This is a genomic window from Stenotrophomonas sp. Steno-C18 (assembly GCF_056393195.1).
The window spans coordinates 271394-286182 of record NZ_JBWJOX010000001.1 but is presented as its reverse complement, the minus strand read 5'-3'; the positions used below and the strand labels follow the sequence as shown (position 1 = coordinate 286182).

The window sequence follows — 14789 nt, the reverse complement described above, 5'->3', positions numbered from 1 at the left end:
TCGTCTTCGCGTAATTTCCGAAAACCACGGCCCCGCACCCGGATCAGGATGCGGGGGAACTCCATCCAGATGTGTGTCGGGGCCTCCCAACGAGGTTGATCCGATGTCGTCAGTTGCCGCTTCACTCGCCGATCCCGCCGCGGACGCCGCTGTCCGTACCGTCGTCCATAAATTCGGCGGCACCTCCGTGGCCGATGCCGAGCGCTATCGCCATGTCGCCCAGTTGCTGCTGGCGCGCCAGGAGCAGGTGCAGGTCACCGTGGTCTCGGCGATGAAGGGCGTGACCGACGCGCTGATCGAACTGGCGCGGCTGGCCGGCGCGGGTGATGCGAACTGGGAAGAACGTTGGCATGAACTGCGGGCGCGTCACCGCGCCGCCGCCGCTGCGCTGCTGGGTGAGCACTCCGGCGCCACCGTCGAATGGCTGGATGCGCGTTTCGCGCGCCTGCATGACGTGCTGGCCGCATTGGCGGTGATCGGCGAACTGCCGCAGGAAGTGCTGGACCGGGTGCAGGGCCTGGGCGAAGTGTTCTCCGCGCACCTGCTCGGCCATCACCTGCAGGCGCTGGGCGAGGACTGCGATGTGCTCGACGCGCGCGAGGTGCTGGTGGTCAACCACGGCGAACTCGGCGTGGACGTGGACTGGAAGTCCAGCGCGGCCAAGCTGGAGCTGTGGCGGCAGTCGCATCCGGCACGCCGGCTGGTGGTGACCGGTTTCGTGGCCCGTGACCGCAAGGGCCACATCACCACGCTGGGCCGCAATGGCAGCGACTTCTCCGGTGCGATCTTCGCCGCGCTGTTCGAAGCGGACGAACTGCACATCTGGACCGACGTGGACGGGGTGCTCTCGGCCGACCCGCGGGTGGTGCCCGAAGCGGTGCAGCTGGATGCCTTGAGCTACGACGAGGCCTGCGAGCTGGCCTACTTCGGGGCCAAGGTGGTGCACCCGCAGACGATGTCGCCGGCGATCGAACGCGGCTTGCCGATCATCATCCGCAATACCTTCCAGCCCGATCATCCGGGGACCCGCATCACCGGTGAAAGCTCCAGCGCCGGCCCGATCAAGGGCCTGACCCTGAGCCCGGACCTGGCCGTGCTCAACGTCGAGGGCACCGGCCTGATCGGCGTGCCGGGCACGGCCGAGCGGGTGTTCTCGGCGCTGCGCAACGCGCATGTGTCGGTGGTGATGATCTCGCAGGGTTCGTCCGAGCATTCGATCTGCTGCGTGGTCAAGCAGGGCGAGGCAGAGCAGGCGCGTGAGGCGCTGGTACAGGCGTTCTCGCATGAACTGGCCGCCGGCCAGGTGCAGCGCGTCCAGTTGACCACCGGCGTGAGCGTGCTGGCGGCGGTAGGTGATGGCATGGCCGGCCAACCCGGCGTGGCGGCGCGCCTGTTCGAAGCGCTGGGCCGGGCGCACGTCAACATCCTGGCCATCGCGCAGGGCTCGTCCGAGCGCAATATCTCGGTGGCCATCGACGCGCGTGACGCGACCAAGGCACTGCGCGCCGCACATGCCGGCTTCTGGCTATCGCCGCAGACCTTCTCGGTCGGCGTGATCGGGCCGGGCAACGTCGGCGCGGCCTTGCTGGACCAGCTCAACACCGCTCAGCCGCAGTTGCTGGCCAAGGCCAAGCTCGACCTGCGCCTGCGCGCGGTCACCTCGCGCACGCGCATGCTGCTGGACCAGCGTGGCCTGCACGGTGAGTGGAAACAGGCGTTCGAGGCGTCCAGGTCGCCGGCCGACCTGGACCTGTTCACCGAGCACCTGCTCTCCGCACGCCTGCCGCACACGCTGATCGTGGACTGCAGTGGCAGCCCGGAAGTGGCCGAGCGCTACGCCGGCTGGCTGGCCGCCGGCATCCACGTGGTCACCCCGAACAAACAGGCCGGTGCCGGCCCGCTGGTGCGCTACCACGCCATCCGCGCGGCGGCCGAGGCCAGCGGGGCGCGCTTCCGCTACGAGGCGACGGTCGGTGCGGGCCTGCCGGTCATCACCACGCTGCGTGACCTGGTCGATACCGGCGATGAAGTCACGGCGCTCGCCGGCATCTTCTCCGGCACGCTGGCATGGCTGTTCAACAAGTACGACGGCAGCGTGCCGTTCTCCGAACTGGTCACCCAGGCGCGTGGCATGGGCTACACCGAGCCGGACCCGCGTGACGACCTGTCCGGCATCGACGTGGCGCGCAAGCTGGTCATCCTTGCCCGCGAGGCTGGCCACGATCTGAGCCTGGAGGACGTGGCGGTGGAAAGCCTGGTGCCGGCATCGCTGCAGCAGGCCAGCGTCGAGGATTTCATGGCGGCGTTGCCGGAGGTGGATGCCACCTTCGCCCGGCGCCTGGCCGATGCACGTTCGCGCGGCTGCGTGCTGCGCTACGTGGCCCAGTTCAAGCCGGGCCAGGCCCCGAGCGTGGGATTGGTGGAACTGCCGGCCGACCATGCCTTCGCCAACCTGCGCCTGACCGACAACGTGGTGCAGTTCACCACCGGCCGCTACTGCAACAACCCGTTAGTGGTGCAGGGTCCGGGCGCGGGCCCGGAAGTCACCGCGGCCGGTGTGTTTGCCGACGTGCTGCGGGTCGCCGCGGGCGAGGGGGCGCGCCTGTGAGTGCGGTGCTGAAGGGTTCCGGTCGAGGCGAGGCGCGTGCCTTCGCACCGGCCTCGGTCGCCAACGTGGCGGTCGGGTTCGATCTGTTGGGGTATGCCGTGCCCGGCGTTGGCGACACCGTGACGGTGCGTCGCATTGACACGCCCGAAGTGCGGATCAGCGCGATCCGTGGCACGGCGGTGGCGTTGCCAACCGATGCACCCCGCAACACCGCGGGCGCGGCCTTGATCGCGTTGCGCGACGCACTGTCGTTGCCGTTCGGTTTCGAGATCGAGATCGACAAGGGCATCCCGCTCAGTTCCGGCATGGGCGGGTCGGCAGCCTCGTGCGTGGCGGCGCTGGTGGCGGCCAATGCGCTGCTCGACGCGCCGTTGTCGCGCGAGCAGTTGTACCTGTACGCATTGGATGGCGAGGCGGTGGCCAGCGGCAGCCGCCACGGCGACAACCTTGGGCCGATGTTCCTGGGCGGGTTGGTGATGTCGACGCTGGAGCGGCTGGTGCCGGTGGTGGTGCCCGATGCCTGGCACAGCCTGCTGGTCCATCCCGACGCGCAGTTGGAAACCCGTCGTGCCCGTGCCGCCCTGCAGGGCACGTACGAGCTGAAGGAGTTCGTCGCGCAGAGCACCAACCTGGCCCTGGTGCTGGCCGGTTGCCATGCCGGCGATGCCGGGCTGGTCCGTGCAGGCCTAGCCGACGTGCTGGTGGAGCCGCGCCGCGCACCATTGATCGTCGGCTTTGATGCGGCCAAGCAGGCCGCGCTGGACGCCGGTGCAATGGGTGCCAGCATCTCCGGTGCGGGCCCCAGCGTGTTTGCATGGTTTGAAACGCGCCTGGCTGCCGAAGCCGCTGCCGCTGACGTGCAGGCGGCCTTCGCCGCGGCGGGTTTCGGCAGCCAGGCCTGGGTTACCCCCTTGAACAGTCCCGGTGCCGCGCTGCTCTGAGCGCGCACCCGAACAGACATTTTCCGGAAACCGCAATGAACTTCATCTCCACCCGCAATGCCTCTCCGCCGGCCACGCTCAGCCAGGCGATTGCCGCCGGACTGGCCCCCGACGGCGGCCTGTACGTTCCGCAGCAGATGCCGGCCGCACGCACGCTACGCGCCGGCGACAGTCTGGCGGCGACCGCCACCGAACTGCTGCAGCCGTTCTTCGCCGGCGATGGCCTGGAAGCGGCGCTGCCCTCCATCTGCGCGCAGGCGTTTGATTTCCCCGCGCCGCTGCAGCCGCTGGCTACCGGCAACGATCACGTGCTGGAGCTGTTCCATGGGCCGACCGCCGCATTCAAGGACTTCGGCGCACGCTTTCTCGCCGCCAGCCTGTCACGGCTGCGCGCCGGGCAGGAGCGCCCGCTGACCATCATCGTGGCGACCTCCGGTGATACCGGCGCCGCGGTGGCTGCCGCCTTCCACAACCAGCCCCACCTGCAGGTGGTGGTGCTGTACCCGGACGGCCGCGTATCGCCGCGCCAGGCGCACCAGCTGGGCTGCCTGGGCGGCAACATCCGCGCGCTGCGCGTGGCCGGCTCATTCGACGATTGCCAGGCCATGGCCAAGCAGGCACTCAATGATGCCGAGCTGCAGGCGCAGGTGCCACTAAGTTCGGCCAACAGCATCAGTCTCGGTCGCCTGCTGCCGCAGATGAGCTACTACGCGCATGCCGCGCTCAGCCATCAGGCTGCATACGGAACACCGCTGAGTTTCGTCATTCCCACTGGCAACCTGGGCAATGCGATGGCGGCAGTGATCGCCCGCGCGCTGGGCGTGCCGTTGGGGCGCATTGTGCTGGCGACCAACGCCAACCGGGTGCTGCCGGACTATTTCAACGGCGGCGCGTACGCACCGACGGCGAGCGTGGCGACCTTGGCCAATGCGATGGACGTGGGCGCGCCGAGCAACTTCGAGCGCCTGCGTTGGCTGTATGCCGGCGACGACACGGCGCTGCGTGCGGCCTTCGTATCGCGCTCGGTGGACGATGCGACCATCCGCGACACCATTGCCCGTCGCTTCCGTGATCACGGTGAGGTGTTCTGCCCGCATACCGCCACCGCCGTGCGGGTGCTGGAGCAGTTGCGCGCCAGTGGTGAAGCCGCGGCCGAAACGCATTGGGCAGTCGCCGCGACCGCGCACCCGGCCAAGTTCGAATCGGTGGTCGAGCCGTTGATCGGCCGCGAGGTGCCGGTGCCGCCAGCCTTGGCCGAACTGCTCAAGCGCCCGGCCCATGCGGACCCGTGCCCGCCGGACTATGCCGCCCTGCGCGAAACGTTGCTGGCCGGCGCGGGCTGATCGCATCGGGGCCGTCCCCGCATCGCGCCCAGGCGGCGCTGCTGTGCGGGGGCGCTCAGGCGCCGTCGTTGGCCAGCTTCTGCAGCTCGGCGAAATCCAGGATCTCCACCACGTTCAGGTGGGGCAGGGCGATCAGGCCCTGCTGGCGCAGCTTGGTGAAGGTGCGGCTGACCGTTTCCATGGTCAGGCCCAGGTGGTCGGCGATGTCGCCGCGGCCCATCGGCAGCGACACCCGGTTGCTGCTGTGGCCGGCGAGGGTTGCCTCGCGGGCGGCCAGGCGCAGCAGGAAATCGGCCAGCCGCTCCGGCGGCTGCAGGCGGGCCAGCGCCAGGGCGTTGTCCTGGGCCGCGTCCAGCTCCTGGCAGGCGCGCTGCAGCAGCTTGCGCTCCAGGTGCGGGTGGTGCTGGCGCAGGTCGCGCATCTGTGTGGTCGGCACCCGGCAGACCCGGCTGTCGGCGATGGCCTCGATGTCGTAACGGTGCAGGTCGCTGCCGCTCAGGCCCAGGTAGTCGCCCGGCAGCACGAACCCATTCACCTGGCGCCGGCCGTCGGCCAGCGTCCGCACCAGGCGCAGCGCGCCCTCGGTCACTGTATAGACATAAGTGCGCGGCTCCCCGGAGCGGGCCAGGGTGGCCCCCATCGGCACCGGCAGGGACACGGTGATCCGCTCCAGCGCATGCACTTCATCGCAGGACAGCGCCGAGCAGACCGACAGGTGCCGGACCGAACAATGCAGGCATTCACGCGCGCCGCTGCTTTCCTGGGCAGCGGACGAAACGGGGGAAAGCTCGGAGCCTGGGGCAGACCGGGACATGGCACGGGTGAGGGGAAGATGGGGTAAATGATACTTCATGCGGCCAGCGGGGCGGGCTGGCGCTAGAATTGGCGGTCGTCCACCCCACTGAGTTGCAGGAGTTTCGCCCGTGATCAAGCCCCGTACCCCGCCCGGCATCATGGAATTGCTGCCGCGCGAGCAGATCGCGTTCCAGCGCATGCTGGACGTCATCCGCCGCAACTACGAGCGCTTCGGGTTCCTGCCGGTGGAGACCCCGGTGTTCGAGCTGTCCGACGTGCTGCTGACCAAGTCCGGGGGTGAAACCGAGCGACAGGTGTACTTCGTGCAGTCCACCGGCGCGCTGGCCAATGCGGCCGAGTCCGGCGAGAAGGGCCTGCCCGAAATGGCGCTGCGCTTCGACCTGACCGTGCCGCTGGCCCGCTACGTGGCCGAGCACGAGCACGACCTGACGTTCCCGTTCCGTCGCTACCAGATGCAGCGCGTCTACCGTGGCGAGCGCGCCCAGCGGGGCCGTTTCCGCGAGTTCTACCAGTGCGACGTGGACGTGATCGGCAAGGACACGCTGAGCATCCGCTATGACGCCGAAGTGCTGGCGGTCATCAATGCGGTGTTCTCCGAGCTGCGCATCGGCAAGTTCGCCGTGCAGCTGAACAACCGCAAGTTCATGCGCGGCTTCTTCGAGGCCCAGGGCGTGGCTGACCCGCAGCAGCAGGCACTGGTGCTGCGCGAGGTCGACAAGCTCGACAAGCGCGGTGCCGATTACGTGCGTGAAACCCTGCTGGGCCCGGATTTCGGCCTGCCGGTGGATGCCGTCGAGCGCATCCTGGCGTTCGTGGAAGTACGTTCGGAATCGCATGCCGATGCGCTGGCCAAGCTGGATGCGGTGCTGGCCGATGCCGGCGATTCGGCCAGCGAATCGCTGCGTACCGGTGCCGCCGAACTGCGCGAGGTGCTGGAGCTGGTCAAGGGCCTGGGCGTGCCGGAACCTGCGTACTGCCTGAATTTCTCCATCGCCCGCGGCCTGGATTACTACACCGGCACCGTCTACGAGACCACGCTGCTCGACCACCCGCAGATCGGTTCGATCTGCTCGGGCGGCCGCTACGAGGACCTGGCCAGCCATTACACCAAGTCCAAGCTGCCGGGCGTGGGCATCTCGATCGGCCTGACCCGCCTGTTCTGGCAGCTGCGCGAGGCCAACCTGATCGACGGCATCGCCGAAAGCAGCGTGCAGGCCATGGTCGCGTTGATGGACGAGGCCGCCATGCCGCAGTCGCTGGACATCGCCCGTCGCCTGCGCGCCGGTGGCATCAACACCGAAGTGCAGATGGAGCCGAAGAAGATCGGCAAGCAGTTCCAGTACGCCGCCAAGGCGGGCATCCGCTTCGTGGTGCTGGCCGGTGAGGATGAGCTGGCGCGTGGCGTGGTCGCGGTCAAGGACCTGCTGCGTGAACAGCAGTTCGAGGTCGCCCGTGACGAGCTGGCCACCACCTTGCAGGTGGAGCTGGAGCAGGCCCGCGCGATGGCGCGCTGAGTGGGCCGGGCCTCCGGGCCCGGACAACCCTCGATCCTGCTGAACAAAGGCCCCGCATCGCGGGGCCTTTTTCGTTGCGGGTTTGACCGGCGCACCTGCTTGGACTAATGTATTAGCACGCTAATACATTGATACGTCATGAAGTCACGTCCCGATACCGAGAAAGAGAAGGCCTCCGATGCCCCGTTGAAGGCGCTGGCGCGTGTGCTGGCCGCGCTGGACAAGCCGCAGGACGTCCAGGCCTTCCTGCGCGACCTGTGCACCCCCGCCGAGCTGGAGGCCATGGCCGACCGCTGGCGGGTGGTGCCGTTGCTGCGCAAGGGCGTGCCATATCGCGAGATCTATGACCTGACCGGGGTGAGCGTGACCACCATCGGCCGGGTGGCGCGCTCGCTCGAGCACGGCGCCGGGGGCTACCTCACCGCCATCGAGCGCCTGGCTGCGCGCAAGACCGAATCCAACTGAGACCCGAACATGAGTGCTTCCACCTCCGCACCGGCGCGTGACCGGTTGCGTATCGCCATCCAGAAGAGCGGCCGGCTGGCCGACCCTGCGCGCAGCCTGTTGGCGGCCTGCGGGCTGAGCTGGCGGCAAAGCCGCGACAAGCTGTTCTGCTTCGGCGAGTCGCTGCCGGTGGACCTGCTGCTGGTACGCGATGACGACATCCCTGGCCTGATCGCCGACGGTGTCTGCGACCTGGGCGTGGTGGGTCTCAACGAGCTGGACGAGCAGGCCAAGGCGCGCCGCCAGATCGGTCTGCCCGATGCCTACCAACCGCTGCGCGGGCTGGGCTTCGGCCAGTGCCGGCTGATGATCGCGGTGCCGGAAGAGTGGGATTGGCAGGGCGTGCAGATGCTGCAGGGCAAGCGGATCGCCACCAGTTATCCGGCTGTCCTCAGCGCGTGGCTGAAGGAAAAGAGCGTGGATGCGCAGGTGGTCGAGCTGTCCGGCTCGGTGGAGATCGCGCCGAAGCTGGGGACCGCCGAGCTGATCTGCGATCTGGTATCCAGCGGCGCGACCCTGGCGGCCAACCAGCTCAAGCCGGTGGAGACCCTGCTCGAAAGCGAAGCGGTGCTGGCCGGCCCGGTCAATGAACTCGATGACGCCCGCGCCGGCCTGATGGCGATGCTGTTGCGCCGCCTGGATGGCCTGACCAAGGTGCAGGACCAGAAGCTGCTGATGTTCAGCGCCGCCGAGGAGCGCGTGGACGCGCTGGCGCGCCTGCTGCCCGATGCCGAACCGCTGCTGCGCCTGCCGGGTAGTGGCAGCGCGGTACGGCTGCAGACCATGTGCAACGGGGCGCTGAGCTGGCAACGGCTGGAGGAGCTGGAGCGCGCCGGCGCACAGGGCTTGATGGTGCTGGCCGTGGAGAAGTCGCTGGTATGAACATCCTCGACTGGGATGCGCTGGACGCCGACGGCCAGGCCCGCGCCTTGACCCGCCCGGTGCAGGCGGTGGCCGAGCAGACCCGGGCGTCGGTCACCGCGTTGATCACACAGGTGCGCGAGGACGGCGACGTGGCCCTGCGCGAGATCAGTGCCCGTTTCGACGGGGTGGCACCGGAGCGCTTTGAGGTTGGTGAATCCGAGTTTGCGGCCGCCGAGCTGGCGGTGCCGGCCGAGCTGCGCATCGCCATGCAGCAGGCGGCCGATCGCATCGATACCTATCACCGCGCCGGCATGGCTCGCCCCTACGCGGTGGAAACCGCACCGGGCGTGGTCTGCGAGAAGATGATCCGCCCGATCGGTCGCGTCGGCCTGTACGTGCCGGCCGGCAGCGCGCCGCTGCCATCGACCGCGTTGATGCTCGGGGTGCCGGCGCGTCTGGCCGGCTGCCGCGAAGTGGTGCTGTGCACGCCGCCGCGCAAGGACGGCAGTGCCGACCCGGCGGTGCTGGTGGCCGCTCGCCTGACCGGTGTGCACCGGGTCTACAAGATCGGCGGAGCGCAGGCGATCGCGGCGATGGCATACGGCACCGATACCGTCCCGTCCTGCGACAAGTTGTTCGGCCCGGGCAACAGCTACGTCACCGAGGCCAAGCAGCAGGTCGCGCAGGCCGGTGCGGCGGCCATCGACATGCCGGCCGGGCCATCCGAAGTGCTGGTGATCGCCGATGCCGGCGCCAATGCCGCCTTCGTCGCGGCCGACCTGCTGTCGCAGGCCGAACATGGCCCGGATTCGCAGGTGCTGCTGCTCAGCGACGATACTGCGCTGATCGCCGCCGTGCAGGACGAGGTGGAGGCCCAGGTGGCGCAGCTGGCGCGCGAGGGCATTGCCCGGCAGGCGCTGGCGGCTTCGCTGCTGATCAAGGTGGACTCGATCGCCCAGGCGTTCGCCATCTCCAACCGCTACGCACCGGAGCACCTGATCCTGGCCCTGCGCGAACCGCGCAGCTGGCTGGAACAGGTCGAGGCCGCCGGTTCGGTGTTCATGGGTGACTACACGCCGGAGGCGTTGGGTGACTATTGTTCCGGCACCAACCACGTCCTGCCGACCGCCGGCGCCGCGCGCGCCTACAGCGGCGTCAGCGTCGCCAGCTTCCAGAACCAGATCAGCGTGCAGGCGGCCAGTGCCGAGGGCATCGCCAACATCGGTCCATGCGCCTTGACGCTGGCGCGGGCGGAAGGGTTGGGCGCGCACGCCAACGCCGTCGCCCTGCGGCTGGGAGTGACGCCGTGAGCAGCGTGCTCGACCTTGTACGCGATGACCTGCGTGGCTTCACCGGCTATTCCTCGGCGCGCAGCGCCAAGCTCGATGGCGAGATCTGGCTCAACGCCAATGAATCGGCGTGGGCCAACCCGGGCGACCCCCTGGCCAGTTGTCGGCGCTATCCGGACCCGCAACCGCAGGCGCTGCGCGAACGGCTGGCGACGTTGTACGACTGTGCGCCGGAGCAACTGCTGATCGGGCGTGGCAGCGACGAGGTCATCGACCTGCTGGTACGTGCGCTGTGCGTGCCGGGCCGCGATGCGGTGCTGTATACCCCGCCGGTGTTCGGCATGTATGCGGTCAGTGCCCGCCTGCAGAACGCGCCTGCACTGGAGGTGCCGTTGCAGGACACCGCGGCGGGCTTCGTGCCGGACATCGACGCCATCATCACCACTGCCAGGCAAGGCGGCGCCAAGCTGGTGTTCCTGTGCTCGCCGTCCAACCCGGCCGGGTTGAGCATCCCGCTGGCGCAGGTGGAGCGGGTGGCCGAGGCTCTGCGCGGCCAGGCGCTGGTGGTGGTTGACGAGGCGTATGCCGAGTTCGCCGACACGCCCTCGGCGACGCGCCTGCTGGCGGGCCATGACAACGTCGCGGTACTGCGGACCCTGTCCAAGGCCCACGCTCTGGCGGCGGCGCGGATTGGCTGCGTCATCGCCGATCCCCGCCTGATCGTGGTGTTGCGCCGCTGCCAGGCGCCGTATCCCGTTCCGACCCCATGCTCGGCGCTGGCGTTGGCGGGGTTGGGTGAGCAGGCGCTGCAGCAGACCCGCGCGCGCATTGCCACCGTACGCAGCGAGCGCGACCGTCTGCGCATGGCGCTGTCGCTGCAGGGGCATGTGCGCAAGGTGTATGCCTCCGACGCGAACTTCCTGCTGGTGCGCTTCATCGACGCCGAAGCCGCCTTCCAGGCGCTGCTGCGCGCCGGGGTGGTGGTGCGCGACCAGCGCGCCGCGCCGCAGCTGCACGATGCGCTGCGCATCACCGTGGGAACGCCCGAACAGAATGACCGCGTCCTCGACGCCCTCGCCACGCTGGAGCCCGTTACATGACCCCCATCCTGTTCGTCGATCGTGACGGCACCCTGATCGAAGAGCCGGCCGATTTCCAGATCGACGCCTACGACAAGCTGCGTCTGGTGAAGAACGTCATCCCGGCGATGCTCAAGCTGCGCGATGCCGGCTACCAGTTCGTCATCGTCTCCAACCAGGATGGGTTGGGCAGCGAAGGCTACCCGCAGGAGCGCTTCGACGGCCCGAACAACCTGATGCTGCAGATCTTCGCCAGCCAGGGCATCGTCTTCCGCGACGTGCTGATCGACCCGAGCTGGCCGCACGACAACAGCCCCAACCGCAAGCCGGGCATCGGCATGATGCTGTCGTACCTGCAGGACCGGGGCATCGACTGGGCGCGCTCGGGCATGGTGGGCGACCGTCCCACCGACATCCAGTTCGCCGACAACCTGAAGGTCCGCGGCTTCCAGCTGCGCACCGGGCAGTTCGGCGGCGAGTGGGATTGGGACGGCATCGCCCACGAGTTGGCCGATGCGCCGCGCCGCGCCACCGTGCAGCGCGACACCAAGGAAACCCGGATCCGCGTGTTCGTGGACCTGGACACCGTGGCCACGGCGAAGATCAGCACGGGTCTGCCGTTCTTCGACCACATGCTCGACCAGATCGGGCGTCACGGCGGCTTCGCGCTGGAGGTCGAGGCCAAGGGGGACCTGCACATCGACGAGCACCACACCATCGAGGACACCGGCCTGGCATTGGGCCAAGCCTTGCGTGAGGCGCTCGGCGACAAGCGCGGTATCGGCCGCTATGGGTTCACCCTGCCGATGGATGAGACCCTGGCCAGCGCCGCGCTGGACTTCAGCGGCCGCCCGTATTTCGTGTTCGCAGGCGACTTCAAGCGCGAGCGGGTAGGGGACATGCCCACCGAGCTGGTGCCGCACTTCTTCCGCTCCCTGTGCGATGCGGCCGGGCTGAACCTCAACCTCAAGGTGGAAGGCGACAACGACCACCACAAGGTCGAAGCCTGCTTCAAGGCATTGGCCCGCGCCCTGCACCAGGCCATCCGCCGCGAAGGCACCGAGCTGCCCTCGACCAAGGGGGCGTTGTGAGCACGATCGGCCTGGTCGACGCCGGCGGTGCCAACCTCGGCTCGGTGCGCTATGCGCTGGAGCGGCTGGGGCAGACGGTGTGCATGGTGCGCACCGCCGACGACCTGGTTGGCGTGCCGCGGGTGATCCTGCCCGGCGTCGGCGCGGCTGCCGAAGGCATGCGCCGGCTGCACGCGCAGGGCCTGGTCGAGCCGCTGCGCACGTTGCAGGTGCCGCTGATGGGCATCTGCCTGGGCATGCAGCTGCTGTTCGAGGCATCGGAAGAAGGCAAGGTCGATTGCCTGGGGCTGCTGCCCGGCGTTGTCCGTCGCCTGCATCCGGGGGTAGGCGTGCGCGTGCCGCACATGGGATGGAACAAATTGCTGGCGCTGCGCGCGTCGCCCTTGCTGGACGGTGTTGCCGCCGGTGCCAGTGCCTACTTCGTGCACAGCTACGCCGCGCCGGTGACATCGGACACGGTCGCGGCCTGCCACCACGGCGGGCTGTTCACCGCGGTGGTGCAGCGCGGTCGCCTGTGCGGCGCGCAGTTCCACCCGGAGCGCTCCGCCGGCCCCGGCGCCCGCCTCCTGCGCAACTTCATCGAGACCGATTTCCCATGAGCTTTACCGTCTATCCCGCGCTGGACATCCGCAACGGCTGCGTCGTGCGCCTGCTGCAGGGCGACTACGCCCAACAGACCACCTATGGCGACGACCCGTTGCCGCGTGCGCAGGCCTTCGCCACCACCGGTGCGCACTGGATGCACCTGGTCGACCTGGACGCGGCCAAGGCCGGTGGCTATACGCTGGCACCGCTGCTTGCGCAGATTGCCTCGACTACCTCGTTGAAGGTGCAGACCGGCGGCGGCGTGCGCGGTCGCGATGACGTGGCGCGCATCCTGGATGCCGGCGCCAGCCGCGTGGTGATCGGTTCACTGGCGGTGCGCGCGCCGGACGACGTATTGGCGTGGTTGTCCGAGTTCGGTCCCGAGCACCTGACCATCGCCCTGGATACCCGTCAGGGCGAGGACGGCGTCTGGCGTCTGCCGGTGCATGGCTGGACCGAGACCGCCGACGTCACCCTGGATGCACTGGCCCAGCGCTATGCGCAAGCCGGCATGAAGCACCTGCTGTGCACCGACATTTCCCGTGACGGCATGCTGACCGGTCCCAACATCGACCTGTACGCGCACCTGGTGCAACTGCTGCCCGGGGTGGCGGTGCAGGCTTCCGGCGGTGTGCGTGACGTCGCCGACGTGCACGCGGCCAAGGTGGCCGGTTGCGGTGGCGCCGTGCTGGGCAAGGCCTTGCTGGAAGGCCGGCTGCAACTCGACGAGGCCCTGGCATGTTGAGCCGCCGCATCATTCCCTGCCTGGACGTGCGCGAAGGCCGTGTGGTCAAGGGCGTCAGGTTCCGTGACCATGTCGACATGGGCGACATCACCGAGCTGGCATTGCGCTACCGCGACGCCGGCGCCGACGAGCTGGTGTTCTACGACATCTCCGCCAGCCCGGAAGGGCGCTCGGTGGACCGGGCCTGGATCGAACGCGTCGCCCGTCTGATCGACATCCCCTTCTGCGTGGCCGGAGGCATCCGAGACGTCGAGACCGCCCGCGCGGTGCTGCATGCCGGCGCGGACAAGATCTCCATCAACACCCCGGCGCTGGAGCACCCGGCGCTGATCGAGGCGCTGGCCGAGGCTTTCGGCGAGCAATGCGTGGTGGTCGGCATCGACTCCATCCGCGAGCCCGACGGCCAATGGCGGGTGCGTTCCTACACCGGCGACCCGGCCAAGACCCGTGCCGAGGCGCGGCTGACGCTGGACTGGGTGCGTGAAGTTCAGCAACGCGGCGCAGGTGAAATCGTGCTGAACTGCATGGACAGCGACGGCGTGCGCAGGGGCTACGATATTGCCCAGTTGCGCCAGGCCCGGGCGGTGAGCACGGTGCCGTTGATCGCCTCCGGCGGTGCCGGGACGCCACAGCACTTTGCCGACGTGTTCGAACAGGCTGACGTGGACGGGGCCCTGGCCGCCAGTGTCTTCCACTCCGGCGCCATCGCCATTCCGGAACTGAAACAGTTCCTGCGCGAACAACAGATCGAGGTAAGGGATGTCTACTGATTTCACGCCGGTCGACCCGGCTACGCTGGATTGGGCCAAGGTTGACGGGCTGATGCCGGCCATCATCCAGGATGCGGCGACGCTGCGCGTGCTGATGCTGGGCTACATGGACCGCGATGCCCTGGACAAGACCCGGGCGAGCGGCAGGGTCACGTTCTTCAGTCGCAGCAAGCAGCGGCTGTGGACGAAAGGGGAAACCTCGGGGAACCATCTGGAGCTGGTCGAGATCCGCACCGATTGCGACGCCGACACACTGCTGGTCAGCGTGCGCCCGCACGGGCCGACCTGCCATACCGGTGCCACCAGCTGCTTCGGCGCCACACCCGGCAATTTCCTCGGCGCGCTGGACGCACTGGTCAAGCGGCGCGAGCACGACCGCCCGCTCAACAGCTACACCACCCAGCTGTTCGAGAAGGGCCCGCGCCATATCGCGCAGAAAGTGGGCGAGGAGGGCGTGGAAACGGCGCTGGCCGGTGTCGTGCAGCGTGACGAAGACCTGCTCGGCGAGTCGGCCGACCTGCTGTTCCACCTGATCGTGCTGCTGCGCTCGCGCGGCCTGTCGCTGGAGGATGCGGTGGCCGTGCTGGAGACGCGCCACGCCAAGGCCGTGGAGAAGGCGGCCGGCTGAAGCAATGATGCT

The 14789-nt window shown here is 68.7% G+C and carries 14 protein-coding genes; 13 read left to right on the top strand and 1 reads right to left on the bottom strand.

Annotated elements, in window-relative coordinates; all coding sequences use genetic code 11:
• Positions 1-103: 103 nt before the first annotated feature.
• The 3 genes from thrA to thrC are packed head-to-tail and all read left to right on the top strand — an operon-like array spanning position 104 to position 4892.
• Entirely contained in the window at positions 104-2608 is a 2505-nt protein-coding gene (thrA, locus tag AC06FE_RS01340) for a bifunctional aspartate kinase/homoserine dehydrogenase I (protein WP_478072036.1), read from the top strand.
• 5 nt (positions 2609-2613) lie between these two features.
• The gene (locus tag AC06FE_RS01335; RefSeq protein WP_478072035.1) at positions 2614-3549 is read left to right on the top strand and encodes a homoserine kinase; all 936 of its coding nucleotides are present in this window, start codon (positions 2614-2616) and stop codon (positions 3547-3549) included.
• A 35-nt stretch (positions 3550-3584) separates the two neighbouring features.
• A complete protein-coding gene (thrC, locus tag AC06FE_RS01330) occupies positions 3585-4892 on the top strand; it encodes a threonine synthase (RefSeq protein WP_478072034.1) in 1308 nt (435 codons plus the stop codon).
• 55 nt (positions 4893-4947) lie between these two features.
• Here the strand turns inward: thrC and AC06FE_RS01325 are convergent, their stop codons facing one another.
• Complete coding sequence (locus AC06FE_RS01325; RefSeq protein ID WP_132862862.1) at positions 4948-5706, bottom strand: Crp/Fnr family transcriptional regulator; 759 nt, start codon at positions 5704-5706, stop codon at positions 4948-4950.
• Positions 5707-5815: 109 nt separating this feature from the next.
• On the opposite strand from AC06FE_RS01325, the gene hisS reads away from it, so the two are divergent.
• From hisS to hisIE, 10 genes are all read left to right on the top strand, one after another.
• Positions 5816-7222 carry a histidine--tRNA ligase gene (gene hisS, locus AC06FE_RS01320; protein ID WP_478072033.1) on the top strand — a complete coding sequence of 469 codons (1407 nt, stop codon included), beginning with the start codon at positions 5816-5818 and terminating at the stop codon, positions 7220-7222.
• A 138-nt stretch (positions 7223-7360) separates the two neighbouring features.
• Entirely contained in the window at positions 7361-7687 is a 327-nt protein-coding gene (locus tag AC06FE_RS01315; protein ID WP_478072032.1) for a YerC/YecD family TrpR-related protein, read from the top strand.
• 9 nt (positions 7688-7696) lie between these two features.
• Positions 7697-8608 carry an ATP phosphoribosyltransferase gene (gene hisG, locus AC06FE_RS01310; protein WP_478072031.1) on the top strand — a complete coding sequence of 304 codons (912 nt, stop codon included), beginning with the start codon at positions 7697-7699 and terminating at the stop codon, positions 8606-8608.
• Entirely contained in the window at positions 8605-9900 is a 1296-nt protein-coding gene (hisD, locus tag AC06FE_RS01305; protein ID WP_478072030.1) for a histidinol dehydrogenase, read from the top strand. The genes hisG and hisD overlap by 4 nt, the downstream gene beginning before the upstream one ends.
• Positions 9897-10979 (top strand): histidinol-phosphate transaminase, encoded by a 1083-nt coding sequence (gene hisC, locus AC06FE_RS01300; RefSeq protein WP_478072029.1) that lies wholly within the window; start codon positions 9897-9899, stop codon positions 10977-10979. Before hisD ends, hisC begins: the two co-directional genes overlap by 4 nt.
• The gene (gene hisB / locus AC06FE_RS01295) at positions 10976-12049 is read left to right on the top strand and encodes a bifunctional histidinol-phosphatase/imidazoleglycerol-phosphate dehydratase HisB (protein WP_478072028.1); all 1074 of its coding nucleotides are present in this window, start codon (positions 10976-10978) and stop codon (positions 12047-12049) included. The genes hisC and hisB overlap by 4 nt, the downstream gene beginning before the upstream one ends.
• Positions 12046-12648, top strand: a complete 603-nt coding sequence (gene hisH, locus AC06FE_RS01290; RefSeq protein WP_478072027.1) for an imidazole glycerol phosphate synthase subunit HisH — start codon at positions 12046-12048, stop codon at positions 12646-12648. Before hisB ends, hisH begins: the two co-directional genes overlap by 4 nt.
• On the top strand, positions 12645-13379 hold the full coding sequence (hisA, locus tag AC06FE_RS01285; RefSeq protein WP_478072026.1) for a 1-(5-phosphoribosyl)-5-[(5-phosphoribosylamino)methylideneamino]imidazole-4-carboxamide isomerase: 735 nt from the start codon (positions 12645-12647) through the stop codon (positions 13377-13379). The genes hisH and hisA overlap by 4 nt, the downstream gene beginning before the upstream one ends.
• Positions 13373-14149, top strand: a complete 777-nt coding sequence (hisF, locus tag AC06FE_RS01280; RefSeq protein ID WP_132862871.1) for an imidazole glycerol phosphate synthase subunit HisF — start codon at positions 13373-13375, stop codon at positions 14147-14149. The genes hisA and hisF overlap by 7 nt, the downstream gene beginning before the upstream one ends.
• Positions 14139-14777 carry a bifunctional phosphoribosyl-AMP cyclohydrolase/phosphoribosyl-ATP diphosphatase HisIE gene (gene hisIE, locus AC06FE_RS01275; protein WP_478072025.1) on the top strand — a complete coding sequence of 213 codons (639 nt, stop codon included), beginning with the start codon at positions 14139-14141 and terminating at the stop codon, positions 14775-14777. Before hisF ends, hisIE begins: the two co-directional genes overlap by 11 nt.
• Positions 14778-14789: the final 12 nt, after the last annotated feature.

Coding starts and splice junctions, on each gene's coding strand:
- thrA (WP_478072036.1), top strand. CDS start 104: ATGTCGTCAGTTGCCGCTTCACTCGCCGATCCCGCCGCGGACGCCGCT.
- thrC (WP_478072034.1), top strand. CDS start 3,585: ATGAACTTCATCTCCACCCGCAATGCCTCTCCGCCGGCCACGCTCAGC.
- AC06FE_RS01325 (WP_132862862.1), bottom strand. CDS start 5,706: ATGTCCCGGTCTGCCCCAGGCTCCGAGCTTTCCCCCGTTTCGTCCGCT.
- AC06FE_RS01315 (WP_478072032.1), top strand. CDS start 7,361: ATGAAGTCACGTCCCGATACCGAGAAAGAGAAGGCCTCCGATGCCCCG.
- hisG (WP_478072031.1), top strand. CDS start 7,697: ATGAGTGCTTCCACCTCCGCACCGGCGCGTGACCGGTTGCGTATCGCC.
- hisD (WP_478072030.1), top strand. CDS start 8,605: ATGAACATCCTCGACTGGGATGCGCTGGACGCCGACGGCCAGGCCCGC.
- hisB (WP_478072028.1), top strand. CDS start 10,976: ATGACCCCCATCCTGTTCGTCGATCGTGACGGCACCCTGATCGAAGAG.
- hisA (WP_478072026.1), top strand. CDS start 12,645: ATGAGCTTTACCGTCTATCCCGCGCTGGACATCCGCAACGGCTGCGTC.
- hisF (WP_132862871.1), top strand. CDS start 13,373: ATGTTGAGCCGCCGCATCATTCCCTGCCTGGACGTGCGCGAAGGCCGT.
- hisIE (WP_478072025.1), top strand. CDS start 14,139: ATGTCTACTGATTTCACGCCGGTCGACCCGGCTACGCTGGATTGGGCC.